This is a genomic window from Idiomarina sp. X4, from assembly GCF_002808045.1.
Classification (GTDB): Bacteria; Pseudomonadota; Gammaproteobacteria; order Enterobacterales; family Alteromonadaceae; genus Idiomarina.
Genome location: NZ_CP025000.1, coordinates 104,772 through 128,225, shown reverse-complemented (window position 1 = coordinate 128,225; position 23,454 = coordinate 104,772). Strand labels below are relative to the sequence as shown.

Below are 23,454 nucleotides of genomic sequence, written 5' to 3'. Positions count from 1 at the left end.
GGCAGAGAGTGCCGGATAAACTGAAAGTCGTTGTCGAACGTTACTTGCTTCTTAGATTTGTAGGTAATAAATCACACATATCTTTTTTGTGTGGCTACTCCTGGCTGCGATAAGCGCTGCTACCTCTATCATAAATACAGAGCCTTTGGTGTTTATGTTTTTTGCTCTCATTTTATTGATGGTCTTCAACAAAAGACGAACGTTATGGCTAAAACGAAATAAAAACCTAGTTAAGGAACTACCGGATTTTTGCGACCTGATTTCAATGATGATGGCGTCCGGAGTTCCATTAATTCTCGCGTTGGAAAAAGTTGCAGACTCATGCAGTGAGCGGCTGTTAGCCTTTGAAATAAATACTGTTGTACAGAGGTTACGTCGAGGTAATGGTTTTGACGCCTCAATGAAAGCATTATCTGATGGTTGTGATGCGAAACCGATTAAAGAATGGGTAACAATGCTAGTTAAAGGGCACCAACAGGGAGCTAGCCTCACTAAACCCTTAAGGTTTTTTGCTCACCAGTTGCGTCAGGAGCTGCTTAATAGCGCTGAAAAGCGGGCTCAGGAAGCACCGGTAAAACTATTGTTTCCACTAGTGACCTGCTTTTTTCCGGTTAACTTTTTGGTCATCTTAGGGCCTATCATTTTACAAATGAGCCAGGGAGGGTTCACATAATGAAAGAGCAACCAGTCATTTTATGGACTGATGTTCGAAAAATGTCGAAGTTTCACCAGAGACTAATAGGGATGTTAGGAGAGGACCAGCCAACGTCGGATATGGCTTACTGGTTCCCTTATTGCAAATCGATTCATACTTGGGGGATGAAGGAACCGATAGACGTTATCGCATTAGATAAACAGCAATGCATAATGGAAGTACGGCGCTTTATCTGTCCCAATGAAGTTCATTGGTTTAAAGGAGCACACAGTCTAATAGAAACGGTCGCCAGTAGTTACTGGCCGTTAGAATCCTGGCTAGGAAAGCCTGTCATATTCAATAAAAAGCAAGGAGCGCCTCGTGAAAATTATCACTTCGATTGCAGTATTAACCTTAGTTGTTAGCCTCAGTGGCTGCAGTGCCACTGTTGAACAACAAAAGCAGAGCTTAGAGAGCTTCCAACAAGCGAAAACTTGGTATTCTGCCGGTGACTTGGACTCGGCTGAGCATCACATTCAATGGCTTCATAGTAAAGGGCTAGCTAGTTCTCAGAGTTGGGCTTTACTAGGAAATCTCTACTTTAGACAATACCGCTTTGAAGCCAGCGAGCAGGCTTATTTGCGATCGCTTGAGTTCGATTCATCAAATAACGATATCTGGTTTAATCTTGCACTGAACCAGCTTAGGCAGACAACCAACACGTTAATGGATGCCCGGGTTCAGCTTAAAGAAACTGATGGTCAATTAGATGGACTCCTGAAAGATCTTTTAGCTCTACAAAAGCTATCTATTGAGGAGATAGGAGCTCAATAGCTATAAGTATATAAGTTGTATTTTATTGATTTAACAATTAATAAGTTGTACCTTGGGTTAAGAAGCATGCTAAAGGTACAGCTCAATGAAAACGTTAAAAGCCATTTCAACAAAGCTCGTTGAAGAAAGAAAAAAAAGGAATCTCTCTCAAAAAGACATGCGCCTGCTTATTGGTATGTCCCAGCAGCAGTATCAACGGGTGGAGGCAGGGCAAGATATTCGACTGTCGACCCTGTTGCGCATACTGGCCGGGTTAGAGTTAGAGCTGGAGTTTAAAGATACTAATTTAGTAGAGGTTAGAGAGCCGGAAACCGTTTATAACGAGTATGACTCTTGGGACAAATATCAAAAGCATTTAGAGGACTAATCGCCAATGGCGAGCATGAGAGTAGAAAAAGTCGAAGGGCTTCAAATAACACTGAATGATCAAGAAGTCGGTGTGTTGACGCATTACACAGGAGGGAAAAACATTCTTAGTTTTTCTCCTGACTTTGCCGTGCTCGATAAACATGACCGTCCAATAGTTAGTTTCACTCAACTAATACGTGAGAACTATTTTGAGCTCCCTCAGGTGAGCACTCAACGCTTGTCACCAGTATTGTCAAACTTGCTCCCCGAGGGCGCCTTACGAGAATTCATTAGTCGCGAGCTGAAAGTCCACTCGGAAAATGAGTTTCCGCTTATGGTTCACTTAGGTGCGAATCTTCCGGGCGCACTTAAAGCGACTCCTATCGCAGCGGGAGAGTTACCGGCTTGGGCACTTGCTCATAGAGAGCAAGTAGAAGCTGTACAAGTTAATATCGACAAAACCATAAGCAAGCAGTCACTCGCAGGCATTCAAATGAAATTTTCGTCGGTAAGAGCAGCTGACAAGCGTTTTAATATCAATGAGGAAGACAATACCGACAGCTGGATTATTAAAGTACCGTCTAATGTTTACAAGCAAGTGCCGGCGAACGAATACACCGCTATGCGGTTAGCAGAGTCAGTGGGTATCGACATACCGGAAATACAGTTAGTGAAACTGACTCAGTTGCACAACCTACCCGACATTCGGCTGCCTGATGAGGAGTATGCCTATGCGATACGACGGTTCGATCGCAGTCAGGGCAAACGCATACATACTGAGGACTTCGCTCAGGTGTTTGAGCTGTATTCTCATGAGAAATATGAGAAGAAGAACTACGAGCAAATCGTTAACGCTATTTACCTGCACAGCCCGCAAGGTTTAAAGAATGCTCAGAAAATGGCGAAGCGTTTGTTGGTGAATGTTTTACTCGCAAATGGTGATGCGCATCTTAAAAATTGGTCGTTGATATACCCCGACGGCATAACACCTCAGTTATCACCGGCGTACGATATTGTGTCTACCTTGCCTTATGTAAAAGGTGAAAGCGGGGCGGCGCTTAATATGGCGAAAGTTAAAAATTGGTATGAAACCAATATGGAAACCTTTAAAAAGTGGGCGGAGCGTGCAGATGTGCCATGGCAACCTATAGCGGTTCACTTAAATGAAACTATAGAGCAAGCAAGAGAGTTGTGGCCAACAATGCTCAATGAGTTACCTATGCTGGAGTCCAGTCAACAGGTGCTCAAAGAGCATTGGCGTAAGTTGCATTCAGATTTTCGAATTGGTTGACGCTTAAACTTAAGTATTAACGCACCGAATGCTTCAGTATGCGTGATTTCTGGCGTTGCCAGTCACGCTCTTTCACGGTGTCGCGTTTGTCGTGAGACTTCTTACCTTTGGCCAGGTGTATTTCCAGCTTGGCCCAAGGACCTTTCCAATACATGGCGGTTGCCACAATGGAGTAGCCTTCGCGCTCGGCGGCGCCAATCAGTTTGTCGAGCTCACGGCGTTTTAGCAGCAACTTACGGCTACGGTCGGGTTCGCAGTACACGTGCGAAGACGCCTGGTTCAGCGGCTGTATTTCCGCACCCAGTAAATAGGCTTCGCCGTCTTTAATAATGACGTAGCTGTCGCTTATGTTCGCTTTACCGGCGCGTATACTTTTAATTTCCCAGCCTTGCAGACTAATGCCTGCCTCGAATTTGTCTTCGAGGAAATATTCATGGCGGGCTTTTTTGTTCAGCGCGATGGTATTAGACGATTGTTTTAGTTTCTTTTTGCTCATAAGGGCTATTATACCTATGCACACTGAAAAGAAAATTGCTTTAAGGGCTTCAAAGCATATCTGGTTGCGTTATTATTGCGCAGTCAAATTTTAGCGGTAGAGAAAAACATGCCCAGTATCGAAAAAAGTGCGTTAGTTTCATACAGTGCAGAGCAAATGTTCAACTTGGTTAACGATATTGACTCGTACCCGGAGTTTGTTCCGGGGTGCGCGGACTCGCGCGTGGTTGAGCAAAATGACGACTATAAAGTGGCGTCGCTGCAAATAAGCAAAGCCGGCATTCAGAAAACCTTCACAACGCGCAATAGATTGGTAAAGCCAGAGCGCATTGACATGGAGCTTGTTGACGGTCCTTTTAAAAAGCTGACCGGCGGCTGGGTGTTCAAACCGTTGTCAGAGGACGCCTGCAAAGTGGAGCTGAAATTAGACTTTGAGTTTTCTAACAGACTTTTAGGTATGGCGTTTGGCAAAATTTTTAGTGAAGTGACGTCGAGAATGGTCGATGCCTTTGTGAAGCGCGCAGACCAGGTATACGGAAACTAACATGGCGAACACTCTGACGATAGAAGTGGCTTATGCCACACCCGAAAAGCAGCTTATTCTGACAGTGCATCCGCAAGAGGGCGCAACGGTAGAAGAGTGTATTTTACAGTCGGGTATTAAAGAGCACTTTCCGGAGATTGATCTTAGCACTCAGAAAGTCGGTATCTGGAATAAGGCGTCAAAATTAGATGCCACGCCGCGAGACGGCGATCGCATTGAAATTTATCGCCCGCTCATTGCTGACCCGAAAGCGGTACGCAAGCGCCGCGCCGAGGAAGCAAAGCAGTCTGGACGAGCTGACAAAGTAACCGGTGGCAGACCGGATGCTAAGCGCAAAGCGCAGGAGTCGAAACCCGAATGAAGCTGTACATAATGCGTCATGGAGAGGCTCACTACCCGAAAGGAAGCTATTCAGACAGAGAACGCCGCCTGACACCCGAGGGCGAGCGTGAAGTACTCACTACCACACGGTGGCTGACAGAGCTTCATCGTGAGGTGGATTGTGTTTTTGTGAGTCCGTATTTACGAGCGCAACAAACCGCAACGGTATTGTTTTCAGAGCTAAAAACCAAGCATCGTGAAGACTGTGACGCAATTACACCTGACGGCCATGCCGCAGCGGTGGTCAGTTGGTTAGCGGCAGAAATTGAAACGCATGGCTATGAAAGCGTGGTGCTGGTGTCTCATATGCCGTTAGTAAGTTATTTAGTGCACGAGTTGGACGCTAGTGTACAACCACCTATTTTCCCTACCGCCGGTATTGCGGTTATTGAATTTTCTCCGGAAACCTTAACGGGTAAGTTTCAGCAGTTAATGATTGCCGACAAATGCGCGGGTTAGTTGTCGTGAACGCGAAGTAATACCAGTAACGAGGCGTCGCCGCCCCATTCACGAGGTGCTTGATGAAAGGCTCTGACCAACGGGTGTTGGACTAACCAGTGCGGTACCTGTTGCTTTAACTTACCGCTGCCATGCCCATGCATAATGCAGCAACAATCAATACGTTCTTTTTCACAGGCAATAAGCAACGCGGCGAGCTCTTGGCGGGCGGTTGCTAAGGTCATGCCATGTAAGTCCAGTAGTAATTCAGGCGTGTAGTCGCCGCGGCGTAGTTGTTTGGTTAAGTAAGTCGACTCACCGTCGGCAGTAAATTGCATAGCACCTTCACTGAAATGCGCTTCAAAACCGTCCGAGAAATACTGGCTGGCTTCCCGGCTAGCGGCGGCTATGTCCTGAGGGCTGTTGCTTTGTCTGCATGTATTGCGCCGTTTTAATTCGGAGACTTTGGGTGGCTCGGGTGGTCGCTTGTCTTGCTCAATGGGAGCTGTGCCCTGAGCCGCCTCGCGAAAAAGCGCGATGTCGTCTTCTGAGAGCGAGGATGAAGAGCCTTTCTTTGCGACCATGAATAATGAAAACCGAGTAAAATTAAGGTATCTTTAACACCAATAAAGACCGTCAGTATAAAACATTCGTTGTTCAGGAGACAGCCCTTGCACGTTCGAAACCGGGAACAAGCCATTGAAGAGCTTCATAGTATCGATGATTTGATACGCTGGAGTGTCAGCCAACTTAATCAGTCAGATGTGTATTACGGGCATGGCACGGACAACCCTATTGACGAAACTCGGGCGCTTCTGAGTTATGCGTTACAGCTGACCACAGAGCAGTTGGCTGCGATGGGGCACTGTCGTGTGCTGACGAGCGAAAAGCACGAGTTTATTGAGCTGTTGAACCAGCGCATTGAACACAAAATGCCGGCTGCGTATTTAACCCATCAAGCGTATTTTGCCGGTTTACCGTTTTACGTGGACGAGCGCGTTTTGGTACCACGCTCACCCATAGCGGAACTTATTGAGAACGGCTTTCAGCCTTGGTTAACTGAGCAACCTAAGCGCGTACTGGACTTGTGTACGGGCGGTGGTTGTATTGCTATTGCCTGCGCTTACGCGTTTCCGGACGCTGAAGTAGACGCGTTAGACTTGTCGACAGAAGCGTTGGAAGTGGCAGAGTTTAATATTGAGCAGCATGGGTTACTGAATCAGGTCACGCCTATTCAGTCAGACTTATTCGCGGCTGTGCAAAATGAAAAGTACGATCTCATTGTGACCAATCCTCCGTATGTGGATGCCGAAGACATGGCTGACTTGCCTGAGGAGTATCATCATGAGCCTGAGCTGGGTCTGGCTGCTGGCGAAGATGGCTTAATTCTGGTTGATAAAATGCTCATGGAAGCGGCTGACAGACTTAATGACAATGGACTTTTTGTCTGCGAAGTAGGCAACTCGATGCCGGCGCTGGCGCAAAAGTACCCGCGCACGCCATTTACCTGGTTAGAATTTCAAAATGGTGGCGACGGTGTCTTTTTGTTGACTAAAGAGCAGCTTGAAGAACATAAGCAGTATCAATTAAACCATTCAAAGCAGGGCTAACGCATGCCGGGAAATTCGTTTGGACAACTGTTTAAAGTCACAACTTTTGGTGAAAGCCATGGTCCGTCTTTAGGTGCGGTGGTTGATGGCTGCCCTCCTGGACTAGAGTTGTCTGAAGCAGACTTGCAAGGGGCGCTGGACAGACGTCGCCCGGGTCAAAGTCGTTATACAACAGCGCGTCGCGAAGCCGATGAAGTACGTATTCTTTCAGGTGTTTTTGAAGGCAAAACCACAGGCACGCCTATTGGCTTGCTGATTGAAAATACAGATCAACGTAGTCAGGACTACTCGAAAATCAAAGATACGTTCCGTCCGGGGCATGCAGACTACACTTACGAACATAAGTACGGCATTCGGGACTACCGTGGTGGCGGCCGTTCGTCAGCGCGGGAAACGGCAATGCGAGTGGCGGCCGGTGCTATAGCACAAAAGCTGCTAGCGCAGCAGGGCATTAAAACTCAGGCTGCGTTAACGCAAATGGGTAACATTAAAGCGGAGCAAATAGACTGGCAGGAAGTTAGAAATAACGAACTGTTTTGTGGTGACGTTAATGCCATTGAGCCTATGCAAGCGCTTATTAAACAGTTACTCAAAGAGGGTGATTCGATAGGTGCACGTATTCGGGTTCAGGCAACAGGTGTGCCACCAGGCTGGGGAGAGCCGGTATTTGATCGCTTAGATGCTGACTTAGCGAAAGCGCTCATGAGCATTAATGCCGTGAAAGCTGTCAGTATTGGTGCCGGCTTTGATGTGGTGAATCAGCGGGGCTCTGAGCATCGAGATGAAATGACCCGTCAGGGGTTTTTGTCGAACCATAGCGGTGGTGTGCTGGGTGGTATCTCCAGTGGTCAGCCGGTTATTGCCGACATTGCTCTGAAGCCGACTTCAAGCATTTCCATAAGCGGACAAACCATCGACAAATGGGGCAATGATCAACCCGTTGTTACAAAAGGGCGTCATGACCCTTGCGTGGGTATTCGGGCGGTGCCGATTGTTGAAGCCATGACCTCATTGGTCTTGGTTGACCACTGGTTGCGGCAGCGGGCTCAGAACGCGCAGGTGAAAACAGAAACCCCCGATATTAGTCGTTAATCAATAGCATTTAAGACGTATGCCAAACGAGTCGACACATCATTATTCCTATTTAATTGATATATTTAGCGATTGTTTTCGTAATAGTTACAACACGGTCTTGGTGGCTGGTGATGATGAGCCATATTACCAACCAGGATCAGGCGATGAGCCGAATAAAGTGGTGTTTGCGCACGGCTTTTTTGCCTCAGCGTTACATGAAACCGCACATTGGTGTATTGCGGGTGAGCAGCGTCGGCAGCAGTTCGATTACGGCTATTGGTATGAGCCTGATGGACGTAACGAGCAGCAACAGCGTGAGTTTGAGCGAGTAGAGCGAAAACCACAGGCGCTGGAGTGGCTGTTTTCGCTGTGTGCCGGTTTTAAGTTTGACGTCAGTGTTGATAACTTGAGCGGTGTTGAGGTAGACAGATACGCCTTTCGAAAAGATGTTGCTCAGCAGTTGAAGCATTATCTGGAAACCGATTCGCTGCCACCAAGAGCGAAGACATTTGCAAAAGCGTTGTGTAAGGCGTTTAATTGTGAGTGGCCAAGCTGCCAAATGATTAAGGATTAACAAGGAGTTACTTATGTTTTTAAGAGCACTATTAGTTACTGTTGCTGTTTTAGGACTGAGCGCTTGTGAAACCATTGAAGGTGCAGGTAAGGACTTAGAAAAAGCCGGTGAAGCTATTCAGGACGAAGCAAACGAAGAGTAACAATGACAGCAGTAAACCGTTTAACGGTTGGCCTGGTGGTTAATCCGTACGCAGGTATAGGCGGCGCCATTGCTTTAAAAGGAAGTGATGGCGCCGATGTTCGTGAAAAGGCACTTAACGCGGGAGCAGAGCGTAAAGCGATGCAACGTGCTGAAACGGCCTTGAAACTTCTTCAAAATTACCAAGAACAGCTCAACTTTGTCACTTGCGGTGGCGAAATGGGTGCAAATGTATTGAAATCGCTTGGTTTTTCTTATCAAACCGTATTTACCCCAAATGCTCAGGAAACGTCTCCGGAAGACACCAAGCAAGCGGTAAAAGCGATTGTTGATAAAGGCGTCGATATTTTGTTGTTTGCCGGTGGTGATGGCACTGCTCGCGATGTTTACTCTGTGGTCCCTGAAAACCAGTTGGTGTTAGGCATTCCCGCCGGCGTGAAAATACACTCGGGTGTGTATGCAATCAGCCCAACCGCTGCGGGTAGAGTCATTGAAAAAATTCTCAAAGGGGAGCTTTCAAGTATTCACGAGTCCGACGTGATGGATATTGACGAGAACGCTTTTAGAGAAGGCATTGTGAAAGCGCGGCGTTTTGGCGAGATGTCAGTACCGGCTGAACTTGAATATGTTCAAGCAGTAAAAATGGGTGGCAAAGAAAGCGACGAACTGGTGCTCGATGACATTGCTGCGGAAGTGATAGAGCGTGTTGACGATGAGCTGCTGGTCATGGGCTCAGGCTCGACCGTTGCCGCTATCATGAATGAAATGGGTATTGAGAATACCTTGCTGGGTGTTGATCTTGTCCAAGATGAAACCTTGCTAAAAAATGACGTCACAGAGAAAGAGTTGTTTGAGGCTGTTTCTAATGTCAGCCCGAGTGCATCAGGCGCCGTAAAACTGGTGATTACGCTGATTGGCGGGCAAGGACACTTGTTTGGGCGTGGTAATCAGCAGCTAAGCCCGCGGGTGATTCGTGCTATTGGCAAAGACAATATTTGGGTGGTGGCTACTAAGACCAAGCTGCAGTCCTTAAATAACCAGCCTCTGCGAGTGGATACGGGCGACAGTGAGCTCGATAACGAGTTGTCGGGAACGATTCGGGTTATTACCGGCTACCACGATGAAGTGCTTATGCCCGTGGCAGCCGTCAGTTAATTTAAAACTGTGATTTAGGTAAATGAACGACTAAGCCGTCGAGTTCGTCAGTGACTTCAATTTGGCAACTTAGACGGCTGTTATCCTGAGGCTCCATAACCATATCAATCATGTCTTCTTCTTGCTCAGATGGCTCTGGAATTTTATTCTGCCATTCTTTGGGAATGTAGCAGTGGCAAGTGGCGCATGACATAACCCCACCACACTCGCCAACAATACCGTCAATAAAATTATCGACAGCGGCTTCCATGACGTTGGTTCCGGCTTCTACGTCGGCTTCAAATTGGTTTCCGTCGGCATCAACAAAGTAAACTGTAGGCATGGTTAATTGGGCTTCCTGTAAATTATTTAAAAAGTGAACAACAAATTTTGTGCCAATTAGGATAAAATACCTGCCTTTTAACCACAACGCCTAACTTCAAGGTTTCTCATGTTGGAAAAACTGTTTTCGATAAAAGCCAGTGGCAGCACCATAAAGTCGGAAGTCATTGGTGGCTTAACGACTTTCCTGACCATGGCTTACATTATTTTTGTGAACCCCTCCATTTTAAGTGAAACCGGAATGGATTACGGTGCGGTGTTCGTTGCGACTTGTTTGGCAGCGGCTATTGGCTGTTTAGTCATGGGATTTTGGGCAAACTATCCTGTGGCGCTGGCGCCTGGCATGGGTTTGAATGCTTTTTTCACCTATACCGTTGTTTTCAGCATGGGATATACCTGGCAGACGGCGTTAGGCGCGGTGTTCTTTTCGGGCTGTATTTTCTTTTTATTGTCGGCATTCCGTGTCAGGGAATGGATTATTAAGTCTATTCCACCAACGCTTCGCTTAGCGATAGCGGCCGGTATTGGGGCATTTTTGGCGCTAATTGGTTTGCAAAATGCCAATATCATCGTTGCTAATGATGCAACTATGGTGACTCTGGGTGAATTAGGTGAGCCTTCGGTGTTACTCGCGGCAGCCGGCTTCTTTTTAATTATTGGACTGGTTGCACGAGGGGTTCAGGGCGCAGCTCTTATTAGTATTCTGGCGGTAACTTTCATTGCCTGGCTGACAGGGTTAGTTGACTATAACGGTCTTGTATCTACACCACCGAGCTTAGCGCCAACCTTCCTTCAAATGGATTTAGCCGCTGCCTTCGATCTCGGTATGCTGTCGGTTATTTTTGCCTTTCTGTTCGTTGATTTATTCGATACATCGGGCACTTTACTTGCCGTTGCACAAAAGGCCGGTTTAGCGAAAGCTGACGGCCATATGCCTCGTTTGAACAAAGCGCTGATGGCGGACAGCACCGCGACCGTAGCGGGGTCAATGCTCGGCACCTCGACCACCACCAGTTACATTGAGTCTGCGGCCGGGGTTGCCTCTGGCGGCAAAACAGGCTTAGCGGCAGTTGTGGTCGGAATCCTGTTCTTATTGGCGATGTTCTTTGCGCCATTGGCCGGAATGATTCCAGCTTACGCAACAGCGGGTGCCATTATTTACGTTGCCGTACTCATGCTTTTCACATTAAAAGATGTAAGGTGGGACGATATTACTGAAGCAGCGCCCGTCGCTGTGGTTTTATTAATGACACCGTTGACGTTTTCAATAGCGGACGGTATCGCTTTGGGCTTCATAAGTTATGTGGTCGTGAAGCTTCTAGGTGGCAAATACAGTGACTTAACGCCAAGTGTGGTGCTGTTAGGTGCTTTATTTATCGCAAAATTCATTTGGTTAGGGTAGTAACATTATGGGATGGCATTCAAATCGCGAATTTTTCGTTTCCTGGGAAGAATTACACCGTGCTACACGTGAGCTGGCGCGTCGGCAGTTACCCGCTGAACAGTATAAAGGCATTATTGCGGTAAGCCGTGGCGGTTTAGTACCTGCCGCTATTGTAGCGCGTGAATTGAACATTCGTGTGGTTGACTGTGTCGCTGTCAGTTCTTATGACCATGACGAACAACGTGATGACTTGCAGCTGTTGAAAGACGTTACGGCAACTGGAGATGGTGAAGGTTTCTTAGTCGTCGATGATTTGGTTGATACGGGCAACACATTGAAATTTCTGCGTGACCGCCTGCCAAAAGCTAAGTTTGTGACTGTTTATGCAAAACCGGCGGGTATGGACTTAGTTGATGACTTTGTTGCTGATTTAGAGCAAGACACTTGGATTCACTTCCCGTGGGACATGCACTTGCACTATGTCGAGCCATTAGCGGGACAAGAGTCGTAAGAAACGCTTTTACGTGCTTCATAAACAAAAAGGCCTGATACGATATCAGGCCTTTTTAATTTGGGGCTAAGAGCGAATTAAGCAAATTGCCCAAGGACAAAATCAACACACTGATCAATATCGACTTTCTGTTTCTCGCCGCCGGCGCGTGACTGGTATTCAACTTGGTTTTCATCAAGGTTGCGCTCACCAACCACTATTTGATGAGGGACACCAATCAATTCCATGTCGGTGAACATCACGCCAGGACGTTCTTTACGGTCGTCAAACAGAACATCAATGCCTTTAGACTTTAGTTCTTCGTACAGCTTCTCAGCAGCAGCCTGAACGCGTGCAGACTTGTGCATGTTCATTGGCACAATAGCGACCTGGAATGGTGCTAATGCGTCCGGCCAGCGAATGCCTCGGTCGTCGTTATGTTGCTCAATAGCTGCTGCAACAATTCGGGAAACACCAATACCATAACAGCCCATGGTCAGCGTTTCGTGTTTGCCGGTTTCTGAGAGTACACCGACTTTCATCGCGTCGCTGTATTTTTTACCTAACTGGAAAATATGGCCAACTTCAATACCGCGTGCAATTTTAACGTTACCTTTACCACACGGGCTTGGGTCGCCCTCAACCACGTTACGGATATCAGCGACATCAAAATCGTTAACATCGCGTTCCCAGTTGACGCCGGTTAGCCACTGACCATTTTCGTTGGCTCCACAGGCAAAGTCGGCTAAATGCGCAGCGCTTCTGTCGACCAATAACGGCAGTTTACTGTTCACTACGCCAATGTACGCAGCTTCAACACCGGTTGCTTTCTCGGTTTGTGTCAGTACTTCTATTGGTGTAGCTACTTGAGGTAGCTTTTCTGCTTTCACGCTGTTGAGTTCGTGATCGGCACGCAGGACTAGTTGAACGTATTCTGCTTCAATCTCGTCTGACGCTTTAACAATGACGGACTTAACCGCCTGCTGGCTCTCGACTGACAAAGGTTGAAGTACAGCGGCTAATTCATCACCGTGTACTTCATGTTTAGCCATGTCCTGAACGCCCTCAGGGCGTTCGCCCGCAGGCGCCAGAGCTTCAGCCATTTCCACATTTGCTGCGTAATCAGAGGCATCAGAGAAGGCAATAGCGTCTTCGCCTGAGCTTGCTAATACATGAAACTCGTGAGAGCTGTTACCACCAATAGAGCCGGTATCGGCAATGACCGGACGGAAGTCTAAACCTAAGCGCTCGAATATACGGTTGTACGCTTTGTACATAGCGTCATAGGTTTCCTGCAGCGACTCCTGGCTCAAGTGGAAAGAGTAGGCGTCTTTCATAATAAATTCGCGTGCACGCATCACACCAAAACGAGGGCGAATTTCGTCACGGAACTTGGTTTGAATTTGGAACAGAGTTAAAGGCAACTGCTTATAGCTGCTGACTTCTTTGCGCACTAACTCACTGATGATTTCTTCATGCGTTGGACCCAGTAAAAAGTCACGCTGGTTACGGTCCTTTAAACGCAGTAGCTCTGGGCCGTAGTCGTCCCAGCGACCAGATTCTTGCCAGAGATCAGCCGGCTGAACCATCGGCATTAGTATTTCCAATGCATTAATGGCTTCCATTTCCTCACGGACAACCGCTTCCACCTTACGCAGAACACGCAAGCCCGTTGGGGTCCAGTTATAAAGGCCGGCAGCGACTTTTCGTATCATACCGGCTCTTAACATCAACTTGTGGCTCGCAATTTCAGCGTCAGACGGAGTTTCTTTTAGCGTTGATAATAAATATTGGCTACTGCGCATAGTCTGGCAATTCTCTGCAAATTGGATGGTCAAAAATTAGGGCGAAGTTTAGCAGTGTCTGTTGAAGGTCAAAAGCCTTTTACAGGGTATTTTGTATAATTTCTTCAACAAAAACCGTATTTTCCTCCACGTACCAACGAATATTATAGTCAAAAAGCGCCGTTCCGTAGCGTCTGTCGGTGCGTTTCTCTTTATGATACGCCGGACGGGGGTCTTGTTGAAGTACTTCGATTATAGCCGCCTCCAGAGCTAGAGGCGCGTTGGAGGTTTGTTCTAATTGATGTTTGGCGTTATCTAATAGCCGGACATTAAGTACATTGGGCGTGTTGTCAGCAAAACCACCTTTAGCATCAGGTACAGCGTCGACGTATGGAATATAAGGCTTAATATCGACAATAGGTGTACCGTCTACAATATCAGCTCCGCATACTGCTAACTTCACATTCGGACTCGTTTCTACGCTAATGAGTTCAACAACAGACAGCCCTAACTGGTTGGGACGAAAAGGTGCTCGCGATGCGAAAACGCCGACCGATTCGTTGCCTCCTAATCTTGGCGGTCGCACCTTCTCTTGCCAATGGCTGTGTTGATGAAACTCGAAAACAAGCCATAAATGTGAAAACTGCTCGATACCCTTTACGGCTTGGGCATGATCGTAGTCGCCGGTTAGCTCAACGGTGGCATAAATGTTCGGTGTAAGACGGCTTTGCCTGGGCACGCTGAATTTTTCAGGGTAGGGCGTTCTGATATGCGCAATAGGTGTCAATTTTTGCTGGCTTTTCATCAAGTTGTTTTGTCTGTTCAATAATAGTCGATTTGACCATATTATTGCGCTTTTGCCTAACTTAAGAATCGCTGGCTATTTAAAGCATTGAATTTTATGAGTTTATTTTTTTGGCACAGCGATTGCAGAATAGCAGTAACCATTTGAGGTTATTACTGACTAATCATGAATACGTGCTACCAAAAAAGGAAAAGCAAAATGATGAAGCATAAAATTTGGCCGTTAACACTGGCGTTTATTGGTTTAGTGACTTTAAGTACAGCAGCCTTTGCTAAGGAAAAAGAATTATCGGAGAGCTATATTGTTGACTCTGAGACAGAGCTTCACATAGACGCTACGGTAGGAACGGTTGAAATTGAGCCGTCAGACAATGAAGCAGTAGAAATTGAATTGCGCGTTGAGTCAGATGGTGACAGTTGGTTTACCAGCGGTGGTGACATCGACGCAGTATTAATAAAAAGCGAAAGAAAAGGTAATAAGTTGATGGTGTCGGCAACGCCTGCCGACGATATGGTTCAGCATTGGGTGGTTCGAGTACCGAACGTTAAGCAACTTGACTTAGAGTTAGGTGTTGGCGAAATTAGCGGGCTTCTGCCTTTTGTAAACAGTGATATTGAGCTGGGTGTTGGCGATATCGACTTAGATCTGAGTGCTGGTGACTACAAAGAAGTGAAAGCATCAGTCGGTGTGGGTGATACGCGCCTGGAGAACTTTGCTAACAGTAATGAGGAGCGCATGGTCGTGACATCTGAATCAAGCTATGAAGGCGCTGGCTCAGTGACGGTTGAAGTCGAAGTGGGAGTGGGCGACGTTCGTCTAAGTAAGCTCGATAACTAAAACGTTTAATCGACCCACTGAATAGCACGCCCGGCGCAACTGACTTCACTATAACAAATGGAGTCCGCGTCGGGTTTTAAATGAAAACACTGTGTTTCAATAATGGCATCGGCTTTAAAGCGAGCGGCATCTGCTCGTAATGCCTTTAGCGCTTCGCTTTCTGACGCAGGATCAGCTTTATACTCTCGCTGGCAACTTTCCCCATTAACAATACTGACCATTTTGTAGTTTGAACTGGGCAAACTTCCGAGCCGATAAATATCAGCGGAATGTGGTGACCAACTCACAGGCGAACCAGAGCTGCTCGGTAAGATCGAGCAGCCTGTTAATGTTATTAGTGGTATTGAAACTATCAGTAATGGAAAGCGCAACTTGTATCCTTGCGTTTTTGTTTTTTCATAGCCTAATCAAGCTTTAGACTTTGTTCAACAAAAAGCGCTACTTAATTAAAAAAGACTCCAGCGGCTTGCCATTATCTAAGGCCGTTTTCATCGGTTTTGGCATTCGGCCTTGGCCTGTCCAGGTTTGACGGTTTCCTTCATCGTCAATGTATTCATATTTAGGCGGCTTCGGTGCGCGTTTTTTGGTGGTTTTTACAATGGGGTCACCACCTAGCTCTTGTTCAAGAATATCTGAAAGCTCAATACCAGCATCGGCCATGGCGGCTTTAAATTCTTTTATTTTTTTTGACTTTTCTTGCTGTTCCCGAAGCTTTTGGGCTTCTTCCTCTCTGCGTTTTGCGACGACGGAATCAAATTTTTCTTTTATTGCTTCTAACTCTTCAATTGAAAGAGACTTTAACGCCGACTTTAAACGTCTTTCGTGACGGATAATATTTAAAAACTCACTCATACTGACTTTCCTAGTTTTAGTTATTTAATTATTTAGAATAATAACGCCTGATGAAAAAGGCAGCAATAAAATAAGGTCTAAAACAGAAAAAGAGCGATAAGCGCTCTTTTTCTATCTAATATTAGTGGTGCTTAAGAGATATTATTGTCACCGTTATTATCGTCGTCATCTGAGTCATTATCAGAGTCGTCTTTCTTATCCTTTAGTGACTGACGCTTTTCTTTCATTTCATGTTTGCGTTTTTCTTTTTCAGCTTTCCATTTTTCTTTTTTCTCTTCTTTAGCGTACTTTCTTTTCTCTTTTTCTAATTTGCGCTCTTCTTTTTCATACTTCCGCTCTTCCTTATCTGCTTGCATTTCGGCTTTGTGTTCCGCCTTACGCTCCATCATCTCAGCCTTGTGCTCTTCATGCATCGCTTCCATCTCCGCTTTGCGTTCTTCACGCATGGCTTCCATATCAGCTTTAAGTTCCTGTTTGTCTTGCTTCATTTCAGCTGTTTTTTTAGTTTCTTCCGCTTTTTGCTGAGCTAAAGCAGACCCGCTGAAAACTAATAAAGCAGCGAAAAGCGATGTTATTCCTAAATTGCTGTGTTTCATAATAGTCACCTCATATCTTCGTTTTAATTAGGTTTAGTCCAGAACGTTTATTTCTACAAGCTCTAAAAAATAAAACACCCAGACATATAGCATGCCTGGGTGTTTTTATAAGTGACCTTTACAGAACAATTACATATTCGGGTAAGTCGGTCCGCCGCCACCTTCAGGAACGACCCAAGTAATATTTTGACTGGGATCTTTAATGTCACAGGTTTTGCAATGTATGCAGTTTTGGGCGTTTATTTGGAAAACTTCTTTTCCGTCTTCCTCCACAACTTCATACACTCCTGCAGGGCAGTAGCGTTGTGCTGGTTCAGCGTATTCCGGTAAATTAACTTTTAATGGAATATCGTCATCTTTTAGTTTTAGATGACATGGTTGGTCTTCAGCATGGTTCGTATTCGATAAAAACACAGAAGACAGGCGATCAAAGGTTAATTTATTATCCGCTTTAGGGTAGTCAATAGGCTTGAAATTGCGAGCCTTACCGGTCGCTTTATAATCGGGTGTCCACTCTTTGAATTTAAACGGAAGTTTTCCGCCAAACCAGTTCTGGTCGACCATATTATAAGCGCCACCTAGCATCGTGCCGAGTTTATGAACAGCACCACCGAAGTTGCGTGAACGATATAACTCGTCGTACACCCATGATGATTCAAAACGTTCTGTGTATTGCGCCGCTTCGGTATTCGCGTTGCCAGCTTTTAATTCATCAAACAGCGTTTCAGCGGCAATCATGCCTGACTTCATTGCCGTATGATTCCCTTTAATTTTAGAGAAGTTCAATGTGCCTGCGTTGCAGCCAACAATTAAACCGCCAGGGAAAGTCATTTTAGGTAATGAATAGTAACCACCTTTGGCAATAGCCCGGGCGCCATAAGATACACGCTTACCGTTTTCGATAATCTGCTTAATAGCCGGATGCGTCTTGAAGCGTTGGAATTCCTGAAAAGGGTTCACGTACGGGTTTTCATAGTTTAAATCGACAATCAGACCCAGGTACACTTGACCGTCTTCAGCGTGATAAAGGTAGCCGCCACCGTTAGCATGACCTTCTAAAGGCCAGCCGGCGGTGTGCACCACCTTACCTGGTTCGTGCAGCTCTTCAGGAATGTCCCATATTTCTTTAAAGCCAAGACCGTAGTGTTGTGGAGTGGCGTCTTTGTCCAGCTCAAACTGATTAATAAGCTGCTTGCCCAAGTGACCGCGGCAGCCTTCTGCAAAGACGGTGTATTTTGCTCTTAGCTCCATACCCGGCATGTAGCCGTCTTTTTCAGAACCATCTTTTGCGACACCCATATCGCCAGTTTGTACACCTGCGACAGAGCCGTCATCGTTGTAGAGTAGTTCCGCTGCTGAAAAGCCAGGGAAGATTTCAATGCCTAACTGTTCGGCCTGTTCAGCCATCCAGCGGCACAGGTTTCCCATACTGGCGATATAGTTACCTTTGTTGTGGAAGGTTTTAGGCACCGAAAAGTTAGGCAAACGGCTGAAGTTCTGCTCATCTTTAAGCAATAAAATATCGTCGCCGGTGACTTCTGTATTAAGCGGCGCCCCTCGATCTTTCCAGTCTGGAAATAGTTCGTTTAAAGCGCGAGGCTCAAATACCGCGCCCGATAAAATGTGAGCGCCAATGTCTGCACCTTTCTCAACAACACAAATCATCAGCTCTTGCTCGTTTTCCTGAGCCAGCTGACCGAGTCGACATGCCGTTGCTAAACCCGCAGGCCCAGCTCCAACTATAACGACATCAAATTCCATGCTTTCGCGTTCCACGTGAACCTCCACTTTATTCAGGCTATTTGTATTGGTATTAGCCCGTTGTACTGCTGTAATAATTGAGTCACTTGTTGAGCGGGAATAGGCTTACTGAATAAGTAACCCTGACCGGTCGCACACTCTCTATGCAGCAGGAACTCAACTTGTTCTTCCGTTTCAATGCCTTCAGCAACCAATTGGATATTTAAGTTGCGTGCTAAACTAATGATCGTTTGAGTAATTGTCGCATCATCCTCGTTATCCGGTAAGTCCTTCACGAAGGAGCGATCAATTTTCAGCGACGTTACCGGGAAGTTCTTTAAATAAGAAAGTGACGAATAACCCACACCAAAATCATCAATGGCTAATGACATGCCGTATTCACGCACTGAGTGCATAAAACGTGTGTGCGACTGTATATTCTCAATAAAAACTTGCTCGGTAAGCTCAAGTTCAACTTTATTCGGGGGCAGTTTGGTTTCATTAACCTTTTCGATAACATCGTCGGCAAAATCCGGCAGGTGAAGCTGCTTACCTGAAATATTAATCGCAATACTCAGTTCAGTGAAGCCAAGCTCATGCCATTGTTTCAGCTGCAAAAACGATTCGCGCATAACGTATTCTGAAATAGGAATAATTAAACCGGTATCCTCCGCTAACGGAATAAACTTATCCGGCGGAATGATGGAACCGTCTTCACCTACCCAGCGAACTAACGCTTCAAAACCGGTAATACGTCGACTACTAAGCTCGACTTTAGGCTGGTAATAAACAGTCAGCTGCTGTTTATTCACCGCATGACGCAAGCGTTTAACCAGTTCGAGTTTTTTAGTTAAATCTTTATGAATGGCTTTATCATAAATTTTGTAGGTATTACGACCCTGTTCTTTAGCTTGATAAAGTGCGGTGTCGGCATTACGAATAAAGTACTCGGCATTAAAATCGGCGTCTTCAGCAAATGTAATGCCAATAGAGGCGCTGATGAAAAGCTCATAAACATCGACAAAGAAGTGTGCATCCAAAGCCTGGAGTAATCGCTCTGCCAGTGTGACTACCTGTTCTCGACTTTCTGTGCTTTCAATTGCCAGCAGGAACTCGTCACCGCCAACGCGAGCGAGTTGGCTGTCGGCTGGAGCCAGCTTATTAATTCGACGCGCGACACGTCTTAACAGTTCATCGCCGACGGTATGTCCCAGCGCATCATTAACTTCTTTGAATCGGTCGAGATCAATAAACAACAATGCCGAGTTTGTTCGGGTGTCGGTTCTTTCTAACCATTCGCCCAAAATACGTTTTAGTGCATTTCTATTAATAAGACCGGTAAGAGGGTCGTGCTCCGCCAGGTAGGCCATTTGTTTTTCAACACGCTCACGCTCATCAATTTCACTGTAAAGCTCAATATTAGCATCCGCTAGTTGTTGTGCTTTAAAACGACTTTGCCCCAGGATATACAGTACAAAGGTCAGCGCTGCCGTGATAAACAATCCGGCAAGTAAAACCGCTACAGAAACGGCTCCACGAAGATCGCTCATGTGTTCAGTGGTTGACCAAACCGACAGTTCCCAGCTATTGCCGACAACCTGCAAGCGACGGCTGTGTGTCCAGTCATCTTTCAACGACGGATCGCCTGCAAATTCGTAGAGTACACCTGAATCGTTACTAATACTGACTTGAAATCCTTCGCTGATATTGGTGCGAATGACGTTGTTGAACATGCTCTGCAAGCTTATTATGAAGCCTAAGAAACCTGGGGTGTCGGAACGTTGAACCCGAACAAAAATGGCGATATCACTGCTTAACTGACCCAAGTTCCCGGCATAGCCCATCATCGCGTGGCGGTTATTTTGTGATTGACTGAGCTGAGCACTGAGTGAGCTGCCGGAGAATACGGAGCCCACCAATGCGGTTTGTTCATTTCTTGGATACAGAAACTGGATTGTCTGGCTGTCATCAAGCCAAACCACATTCTGCACGTTGGGGTAGTAAAGCGTAACAATGTCTGCGTCAGCACTGCGTCGGGAGCTCAAGTTTATTTCGCTTCGTTCCCACTCGCGAGCCAGTAGTTCAGCGACGAATAGATGTGACACAAGGCTCTGACGAATATCTCGCTGTAAACTGTAGGCTTCCGTCTCAAGTGCTTCATGAGCCTGCTCATTTTCAGTGTATCGCAGATAGAAAAATGCGGTGAGAGTGACAGCCACTCCCACAACTGCCGCGATAACGGCTTGCCGCGACCCCTGAATAAACATCATTACTTAGCGTAGCTCCTCTATGTCCCTGAAGTATTCGAGTGCTTCAGGGTTCGCTAGTGCGTCTGTATTTTTAACGGGCTCGCCATGAATCACGTTGCGCACGGCCAACTCGACAATCTTACCACTTATAGTACGGGGTATGTCCTCAACCTGCAAAATTACGGCTGGCACATGACGTGGCGTTGCGTTTGCCCTTATGGTTTTTGCAATAGTTTGCTTGAGGTCATCGGTAAGCTCAATACCCTCGCGTAATTTAACAAAAAGAACCACGCGTTCATCGCCGTCGTATTGTTGTCCAACCGCGATACTTTCAAGTACCTTATCAACTTTTTCCACCTGTCGGTAAATCTCGGCAGTACCGATACGAACGCCGCCAGGATTAAGAACGGCATCTGAACGACCGTGGATAATTATACCGTTGTGTTCAGTTAACTCAGCGAAGTCGCCATGTGCCCAAGTATTGTCAAAACGAGCAAAATAGGCGTTGAAGTAGCGTTCGCCGTTGTCATCTCCCCAGAAGCCAACGGGCATGCACGGGAATGAGTTTTCGCAAACCAGCTCGCCTTTTTCACCGCGTATGGGATGGCCATTGTCGTCATAGATATTCACTGCCAGGCCGAGGCCACGGCACTGAAGTTCGCCGCGGTAGACGGGCAGAATAGGGCATCCCAGCGCAAAGCATGAAATGATATCAGTACCCCCTGAAATAGAAGACAAGCAGAGATCTTTTTTTATGTCTCGATACACATAGTCAAAACTTTCAGGTGGCAACACTGAGCCTGTTGTCAGTATGCTTCTTAATTTTTCAAGTTGATGGCTTTCTTTAGGTTTTACACCCGCCTTCTCAAGTGCAGCAAGATACTTAGCACTGGTACCAAAAACAGTAATGTCTTCTTCGTCGGCTACATCCCATAGGAACTCCGGCTCTGGCGCAAACGGTGATCCATCAAATAAGGTCAGGGTTGCGCCAACCGCTAAGCCGCTGACTAGCCAGTTCCACATCATCCAGCCACAAGTGGTGAAGTAAAAAAGGTTGTCTTCAGTATCCAGGTCGGTGTGCAAGCCATGCTCTTTCAAGTGCTGTAATAGGGTACCGCCAGTACCGTGAATAATGCACTTTGGAACACCGGTTGTACCGGATGAGAACATGATATAAAGCGGGTCATTAAAATCGCGCTCGATAAACTCAATTTGAGTGGCGCTGTCGTCGCAAAACTTGTCCCACGAAACAACTGAGCTGCCACTTAACGTGTCCGTTTGGTCACTAAAATTAACGATTACTGTGGCTTCAATGCTGGGAATTTGTTCGACAATATCGGCAGTCTTGTCTTTTATATTAAGGTTTTTGCCGTTGTAGAAGTAGCCATCTACGGTAATTAGCACCTTTGGCTCAATTTGGCCAAACCGGTCCAATACACCCTGCACGCCGAAATCAGGCGAACAGGATGACCAAATTGCACCCATACTGGTTGTAGCCAGCATGCCAATAATGGTTTCTATGCAGTTTGGCATCATGGCTGCAACGCGGTCCCCAGCGGTGACACCTTGTTGACGAAGCCCGGCGGCAAACGCAGCAACACGGCGATAAAGCTCCGCGTAAGTAAGCTGCTGCCGGGCGCCATTCTCACCCCGGAAAATTAGCGCAATTTTATTATCTTTGTGTCGCAACAAGTTTTCTGCAAAATTCAGTTTTGCTTCAGGAAACCATCTTGCGCCCGGCATTTTATCTTTATCGGTGACAACGGTGGCGCCTTTCTCTCCAATAACATCAAAGTAGTCCCATATCATTGACCAGAAGCTTTCGTCATTATCAACCGACCATTGGTAAAGGTCGTGATAGTTGGCCAACGCGAGACCTTTTGCCGTATTAACTTGCTGCAGGAAATCGGTCATGCGGGCATTGGCAATGGTATCCGCTGACGGTTGCCATAATGCTTCTGAAGTCATTTTATTCCCCTTGTTTTGCTAATTCTGCAATAGCTACTTGTGAACGAGGTCCGTGGTTGAGTTGTTTACAAATACCAGCACCTGCGGCTATAAGCCTATTTAAATCGATGCCGGTCTTTATACCCATACCATTCAGCATGTAAACGACGTCCTCGGTAGCAACATTACCGCTTGCGCCTTTGGCATAAGGGCAGCCCCCAAGGCCAGCAACGGCAGAGTCAATGGTTGCAACACCTAACGGTAGGCACGCCATGATATTGGCCAGTGCTTGTCCATAGGTATTGTGGAAATGTAAGGCAAGCTTCTCCATCGGTACTTGCGCGGCAACCGCAGCCAGCATTTCCTGAGCTTTAAGCGGTGTGCCAATACCGATAGTGTCACCTAAAGAAACTTCATAACAGCCCATTTCATAAAGCGCTTTGGCGACTTTAACGACATTTTCCAGTGGCACTTCACCTTGGTAAGGACAGCCTAGTACACAGGAAACATAACCCCTAACGGGTATGTTTTTCTCTTTGGCGGCGGCAATAACTGGCTTGAACCGCTCCAGTGACTCGTCAATACTGCAATTTATGTTTTTTTGCGTGAAGGCTTCGGAGGCGGCTCCAAACACGGCAACTTCGTCCATATTGGTAGCAACTGCCGCTTCAAAGCCTTTCAAATTCGGCGTGAGTCCGGCATAAGTAACATCTGAACGGCGATTCACTTTTTCCATGACTGCCATGCTGTCAGCCATTTGGGGCACCCATTTCGGGCTGACGAAGCTGGCGCTTTCAATGTAAGAAACGCCAGCATCAGCTAAAGCCTCGATAAGAGCGACCTTAGCTTCAACAGACACAGTTGTTTCGTTCTGCAAACCGTCACGCGGGCCTACCTCAACAATTTTAATCTGCTCTGCAATAGCCATAG

The 23,454-nt window shown here is 46.5% G+C and carries 28 protein-coding genes; 16 read left to right on the top strand and 12 right to left on the bottom strand.

The features are described 5' to 3' along the window. The first annotated feature begins 154 nt into the window (after positions 1-154). From CWC33_RS00710 to CWC33_RS00690, 5 genes are all read left to right on the top strand, one after another. Entirely contained in the window at positions 155-673 is a 519-nt protein-coding gene (locus tag CWC33_RS00710; protein ID WP_100690388.1) for a type II secretion system F family protein, read from the top strand. After that, positions 673-1,059, top strand: a complete 387-nt coding sequence (locus tag CWC33_RS00705; RefSeq protein WP_232709810.1) for a DUF192 domain-containing protein — start codon at positions 673-675, stop codon at positions 1,057-1,059. The genes CWC33_RS00710 and CWC33_RS00705 overlap by 1 nt, the downstream gene beginning before the upstream one ends. Then, complete coding sequence (locus tag CWC33_RS00700) at positions 1,016-1,468, top strand: hypothetical protein (protein WP_100690386.1); 453 nt, start codon at positions 1,016-1,018, stop codon at positions 1,466-1,468. Before CWC33_RS00705 ends, CWC33_RS00700 begins: the two co-directional genes overlap by 44 nt. A gap of 85 nt (positions 1,469-1,553) precedes the next feature. After that, positions 1,554-1,835, top strand: a complete 282-nt coding sequence (locus CWC33_RS00695) for a helix-turn-helix domain-containing protein (protein ID WP_100690385.1) — start codon at positions 1,554-1,556, stop codon at positions 1,833-1,835. 6 nt (positions 1,836-1,841) lie between these two features. Then, positions 1,842-3,107 (top strand): type II toxin-antitoxin system HipA family toxin, encoded by a 1,266-nt coding sequence (locus CWC33_RS00690; protein ID WP_100690384.1) that lies wholly within the window; start codon positions 1,842-1,844, stop codon positions 3,105-3,107. A 16-nt stretch (positions 3,108-3,123) separates the two neighbouring features. On the opposite strand, the gene smpB is transcribed toward CWC33_RS00690, so the two are convergent. After that, positions 3,124-3,603, bottom strand: coding sequence for an SsrA-binding protein SmpB (gene smpB, locus CWC33_RS00685; RefSeq protein ID WP_053952746.1), 480 nt, complete (start codon positions 3,601-3,603; stop codon positions 3,124-3,126). Positions 3,604-3,711: 108 nt separating this feature from the next. Between smpB and CWC33_RS00680 the strand changes: the two genes are divergently transcribed. The 3 genes from CWC33_RS00680 to sixA are packed head-to-tail and all read left to right on the top strand — an operon-like array spanning position 3,712 to position 4,986. Next, the gene (locus tag CWC33_RS00680; RefSeq protein WP_100690383.1) at positions 3,712-4,146 is read left to right on the top strand and encodes a type II toxin-antitoxin system RatA family toxin; all 435 of its coding nucleotides are present in this window, start codon (positions 3,712-3,714) and stop codon (positions 4,144-4,146) included. A gap of 1 nt (position 4,147) precedes the next feature. Then, the gene (locus CWC33_RS00675; protein ID WP_053952744.1) at positions 4,148-4,507 is read left to right on the top strand and encodes an RnfH family protein; all 360 of its coding nucleotides are present in this window, start codon (positions 4,148-4,150) and stop codon (positions 4,505-4,507) included. Then, the gene (gene sixA, locus CWC33_RS00670; protein WP_100690382.1) at positions 4,504-4,986 is read left to right on the top strand and encodes a phosphohistidine phosphatase SixA; all 483 of its coding nucleotides are present in this window, start codon (positions 4,504-4,506) and stop codon (positions 4,984-4,986) included. Before CWC33_RS00675 ends, sixA begins: the two co-directional genes overlap by 4 nt. Here sixA and smrB read toward each other — a convergent pair. Continuing rightward, the gene (smrB, locus tag CWC33_RS00665; RefSeq protein ID WP_100690381.1) at positions 4,983-5,549 is read right to left on the bottom strand and encodes an endonuclease SmrB; all 567 of its coding nucleotides are present in this window, start codon (positions 5,547-5,549) and stop codon (positions 4,983-4,985) included. The two genes, sixA and smrB, sit on opposite strands and share 4 nt — an antisense overlap. Before the next feature lie 87 nt (positions 5,550-5,636). Here smrB and prmB point away from each other — a divergent pair, with 87 nt between their 5' ends. Genes prmB through CWC33_RS00640 form a run of 5 tightly spaced genes read left to right on the top strand, consistent with a single transcriptional unit; the run spans position 5,637 to position 9,519 of the window. Continuing rightward, a complete protein-coding gene (prmB, locus tag CWC33_RS00660; RefSeq protein WP_100690380.1) occupies positions 5,637-6,575 on the top strand; it encodes a 50S ribosomal protein L3 N(5)-glutamine methyltransferase in 939 nt (312 codons plus the stop codon). Between the two features lie 3 nt (positions 6,576-6,578). Further along, entirely contained in the window at positions 6,579-7,667 is a 1,089-nt protein-coding gene (gene aroC, locus CWC33_RS00655; protein ID WP_100690379.1) for a chorismate synthase, read from the top strand. 19 nt (positions 7,668-7,686) lie between these two features. Continuing rightward, entirely contained in the window at positions 7,687-8,223 is a 537-nt protein-coding gene (locus CWC33_RS00650) for an elongation factor P hydroxylase (RefSeq protein WP_100690378.1), read from the top strand. Between the two features lie 13 nt (positions 8,224-8,236). Next, on the top strand, positions 8,237-8,365 hold the full coding sequence (locus CWC33_RS00645; RefSeq protein WP_100690377.1) for an entericidin A/B family lipoprotein: 129 nt from the start codon (positions 8,237-8,239) through the stop codon (positions 8,363-8,365). Positions 8,366-8,367: 2 nt separating this feature from the next. Continuing rightward, a complete protein-coding gene (locus tag CWC33_RS00640) occupies positions 8,368-9,519 on the top strand; it encodes an ATP-NAD kinase family protein (RefSeq protein WP_100690376.1) in 1,152 nt (383 codons plus the stop codon). A gap of 1 nt (position 9,520) precedes the next feature. On the opposite strand, the gene CWC33_RS00635 is transcribed toward CWC33_RS00640, so the two are convergent. Then, the gene (locus CWC33_RS00635) at positions 9,521-9,841 is read right to left on the bottom strand and encodes a 2Fe-2S iron-sulfur cluster-binding protein (RefSeq protein WP_100690375.1); all 321 of its coding nucleotides are present in this window, start codon (positions 9,839-9,841) and stop codon (positions 9,521-9,523) included. 108 nt (positions 9,842-9,949) lie between these two features. On the opposite strand from CWC33_RS00635, the gene CWC33_RS00630 reads away from it, so the two are divergent. Together CWC33_RS00630 and gpt are read left to right on the top strand one after the other, a co-directional pair. Next, complete coding sequence (locus tag CWC33_RS00630; RefSeq protein WP_100690374.1) at positions 9,950-11,242, top strand: NCS2 family permease; 1,293 nt, start codon at positions 9,950-9,952, stop codon at positions 11,240-11,242. A 7-nt stretch (positions 11,243-11,249) separates the two neighbouring features. Further along, a complete protein-coding gene (gene gpt, locus CWC33_RS00625; protein ID WP_053952736.1) occupies positions 11,250-11,735 on the top strand; it encodes a xanthine phosphoribosyltransferase in 486 nt (161 codons plus the stop codon). Between the two features lie 77 nt (positions 11,736-11,812). Here the strand turns inward: gpt and CWC33_RS00620 are convergent, their stop codons facing one another. After that, positions 11,813-13,519, bottom strand: coding sequence for a proline--tRNA ligase (locus tag CWC33_RS00620; RefSeq protein WP_100690373.1), 1,707 nt, complete (start codon positions 13,517-13,519; stop codon positions 11,813-11,815). Between the two features lie 79 nt (positions 13,520-13,598). Further along, positions 13,599-14,324 carry a tRNA (N6-threonylcarbamoyladenosine(37)-N6)-methyltransferase TrmO gene (gene tsaA / locus CWC33_RS00615; RefSeq protein WP_232709809.1) on the bottom strand — a complete coding sequence of 242 codons (726 nt, stop codon included), beginning with the start codon at positions 14,322-14,324 and terminating at the stop codon, positions 13,599-13,601. A 177-nt stretch (positions 14,325-14,501) separates the two neighbouring features. Here tsaA and CWC33_RS00610 point away from each other — a divergent pair, with 177 nt between their 5' ends. Continuing rightward, positions 14,502-15,140: a hypothetical protein gene (locus CWC33_RS00610; RefSeq protein WP_100690371.1), complete on the top strand. Its 639-nt coding sequence runs from the start codon at positions 14,502-14,504 to the stop codon at positions 15,138-15,140. Positions 15,141-15,145: 5 nt separating this feature from the next. On the opposite strand, the gene rcsF is transcribed toward CWC33_RS00610, so the two are convergent. The 7 genes from rcsF to CWC33_RS00575 form a co-directional block, all read right to left on the bottom strand. Further along, on the bottom strand, positions 15,146-15,427 hold the full coding sequence (gene rcsF, locus CWC33_RS00605) for an Rcs stress response system protein RcsF (protein WP_100690370.1): 282 nt from the start codon (positions 15,425-15,427) through the stop codon (positions 15,146-15,148). A gap of 151 nt (positions 15,428-15,578) precedes the next feature. Then, positions 15,579-15,992, bottom strand: coding sequence for an H-NS family histone-like protein (locus CWC33_RS00600; protein ID WP_100690369.1), 414 nt, complete (start codon positions 15,990-15,992; stop codon positions 15,579-15,581). Between the two features lie 131 nt (positions 15,993-16,123). After that, the gene (locus CWC33_RS00595) at positions 16,124-16,588 is read right to left on the bottom strand and encodes a hypothetical protein (protein WP_100690368.1); all 465 of its coding nucleotides are present in this window, start codon (positions 16,586-16,588) and stop codon (positions 16,124-16,126) included. Positions 16,589-16,717: 129 nt separating this feature from the next. Beyond that, positions 16,718-18,364, bottom strand: a complete 1,647-nt coding sequence (locus tag CWC33_RS00590) for an electron transfer flavoprotein-ubiquinone oxidoreductase (protein ID WP_100690367.1) — start codon at positions 18,362-18,364, stop codon at positions 16,718-16,720. A gap of 17 nt (positions 18,365-18,381) precedes the next feature. Continuing rightward, positions 18,382-20,598, bottom strand: a complete 2,217-nt coding sequence (locus CWC33_RS00585) for a putative bifunctional diguanylate cyclase/phosphodiesterase (protein ID WP_100690366.1) — start codon at positions 20,596-20,598, stop codon at positions 18,382-18,384. 3 nt (positions 20,599-20,601) lie between these two features. Beyond that, complete coding sequence (locus CWC33_RS00580) at positions 20,602-22,545, bottom strand: acetoacetate--CoA ligase (protein WP_100690365.1); 1,944 nt, start codon at positions 22,543-22,545, stop codon at positions 20,602-20,604. Between the two features lies 1 nt (position 22,546). Continuing rightward, positions 22,547-23,452 (bottom strand): hydroxymethylglutaryl-CoA lyase, encoded by a 906-nt coding sequence (locus CWC33_RS00575; protein ID WP_100690364.1) that lies wholly within the window; start codon positions 23,450-23,452, stop codon positions 22,547-22,549. Positions 23,453-23,454 lie beyond the last annotated feature (2 nt).

Coding starts and splice junctions, on each gene's coding strand:
- CWC33_RS00710 (WP_100690388.1), top strand. CDS start 155: ATGTTTTTTGCTCTCATTTTATTGATGGTCTTCAACAAAAGACGAACG.
- CWC33_RS00705 (WP_232709810.1), top strand. CDS start 673: ATGAAAGAGCAACCAGTCATTTTATGGACTGATGTTCGAAAAATGTCG.
- CWC33_RS00695 (WP_100690385.1), top strand. CDS start 1,554: ATGAAAACGTTAAAAGCCATTTCAACAAAGCTCGTTGAAGAAAGAAAA.
- CWC33_RS00690 (WP_100690384.1), top strand. CDS start 1,842: ATGGCGAGCATGAGAGTAGAAAAAGTCGAAGGGCTTCAAATAACACTG.
- smpB (WP_053952746.1), bottom strand. CDS start 3,603: ATGAGCAAAAAGAAACTAAAACAATCGTCTAATACCATCGCGCTGAAC.
- CWC33_RS00680 (WP_100690383.1), top strand. CDS start 3,712: ATGCCCAGTATCGAAAAAAGTGCGTTAGTTTCATACAGTGCAGAGCAA.
- CWC33_RS00675 (WP_053952744.1), top strand. CDS start 4,148: ATGGCGAACACTCTGACGATAGAAGTGGCTTATGCCACACCCGAAAAG.
- sixA (WP_100690382.1), top strand. CDS start 4,504: ATGAAGCTGTACATAATGCGTCATGGAGAGGCTCACTACCCGAAAGGA.
- smrB (WP_100690381.1), bottom strand. CDS start 5,549: ATGGTCGCAAAGAAAGGCTCTTCATCCTCGCTCTCAGAAGACGACATC.
- aroC (WP_100690379.1), top strand. CDS start 6,579: ATGCCGGGAAATTCGTTTGGACAACTGTTTAAAGTCACAACTTTTGGT.
- CWC33_RS00650 (WP_100690378.1), top strand. CDS start 7,687: ATGCCAAACGAGTCGACACATCATTATTCCTATTTAATTGATATATTT.
- CWC33_RS00645 (WP_100690377.1), top strand. CDS start 8,237: ATGTTTTTAAGAGCACTATTAGTTACTGTTGCTGTTTTAGGACTGAGC.
- CWC33_RS00640 (WP_100690376.1), top strand. CDS start 8,368: ATGACAGCAGTAAACCGTTTAACGGTTGGCCTGGTGGTTAATCCGTAC.
- CWC33_RS00635 (WP_100690375.1), bottom strand. CDS start 9,841: ATGCCTACAGTTTACTTTGTTGATGCCGACGGAAACCAATTTGAAGCC.
- CWC33_RS00630 (WP_100690374.1), top strand. CDS start 9,950: ATGTTGGAAAAACTGTTTTCGATAAAAGCCAGTGGCAGCACCATAAAG.
- gpt (WP_053952736.1), top strand. CDS start 11,250: ATGGGATGGCATTCAAATCGCGAATTTTTCGTTTCCTGGGAAGAATTA.
- CWC33_RS00620 (WP_100690373.1), bottom strand. CDS start 13,519: ATGCGCAGTAGCCAATATTTATTATCAACGCTAAAAGAAACTCCGTCT.
- CWC33_RS00610 (WP_100690371.1), top strand. CDS start 14,502: ATGATGAAGCATAAAATTTGGCCGTTAACACTGGCGTTTATTGGTTTA.
- CWC33_RS00600 (WP_100690369.1), bottom strand. CDS start 15,992: ATGAGTGAGTTTTTAAATATTATCCGTCACGAAAGACGTTTAAAGTCG.
- CWC33_RS00595 (WP_100690368.1), bottom strand. CDS start 16,588: ATGAAACACAGCAATTTAGGAATAACATCGCTTTTCGCTGCTTTATTA.
- CWC33_RS00585 (WP_100690366.1), bottom strand. CDS start 20,598: ATGATGTTTATTCAGGGGTCGCGGCAAGCCGTTATCGCGGCAGTTGTG.
- CWC33_RS00580 (WP_100690365.1), bottom strand. CDS start 22,545: ATGACTTCAGAAGCATTATGGCAACCGTCAGCGGATACCATTGCCAAT.
- CWC33_RS00575 (WP_100690364.1), bottom strand. CDS start 23,452: ATGGCTATTGCAGAGCAGATTAAAATTGTTGAGGTAGGCCCGCGTGAC.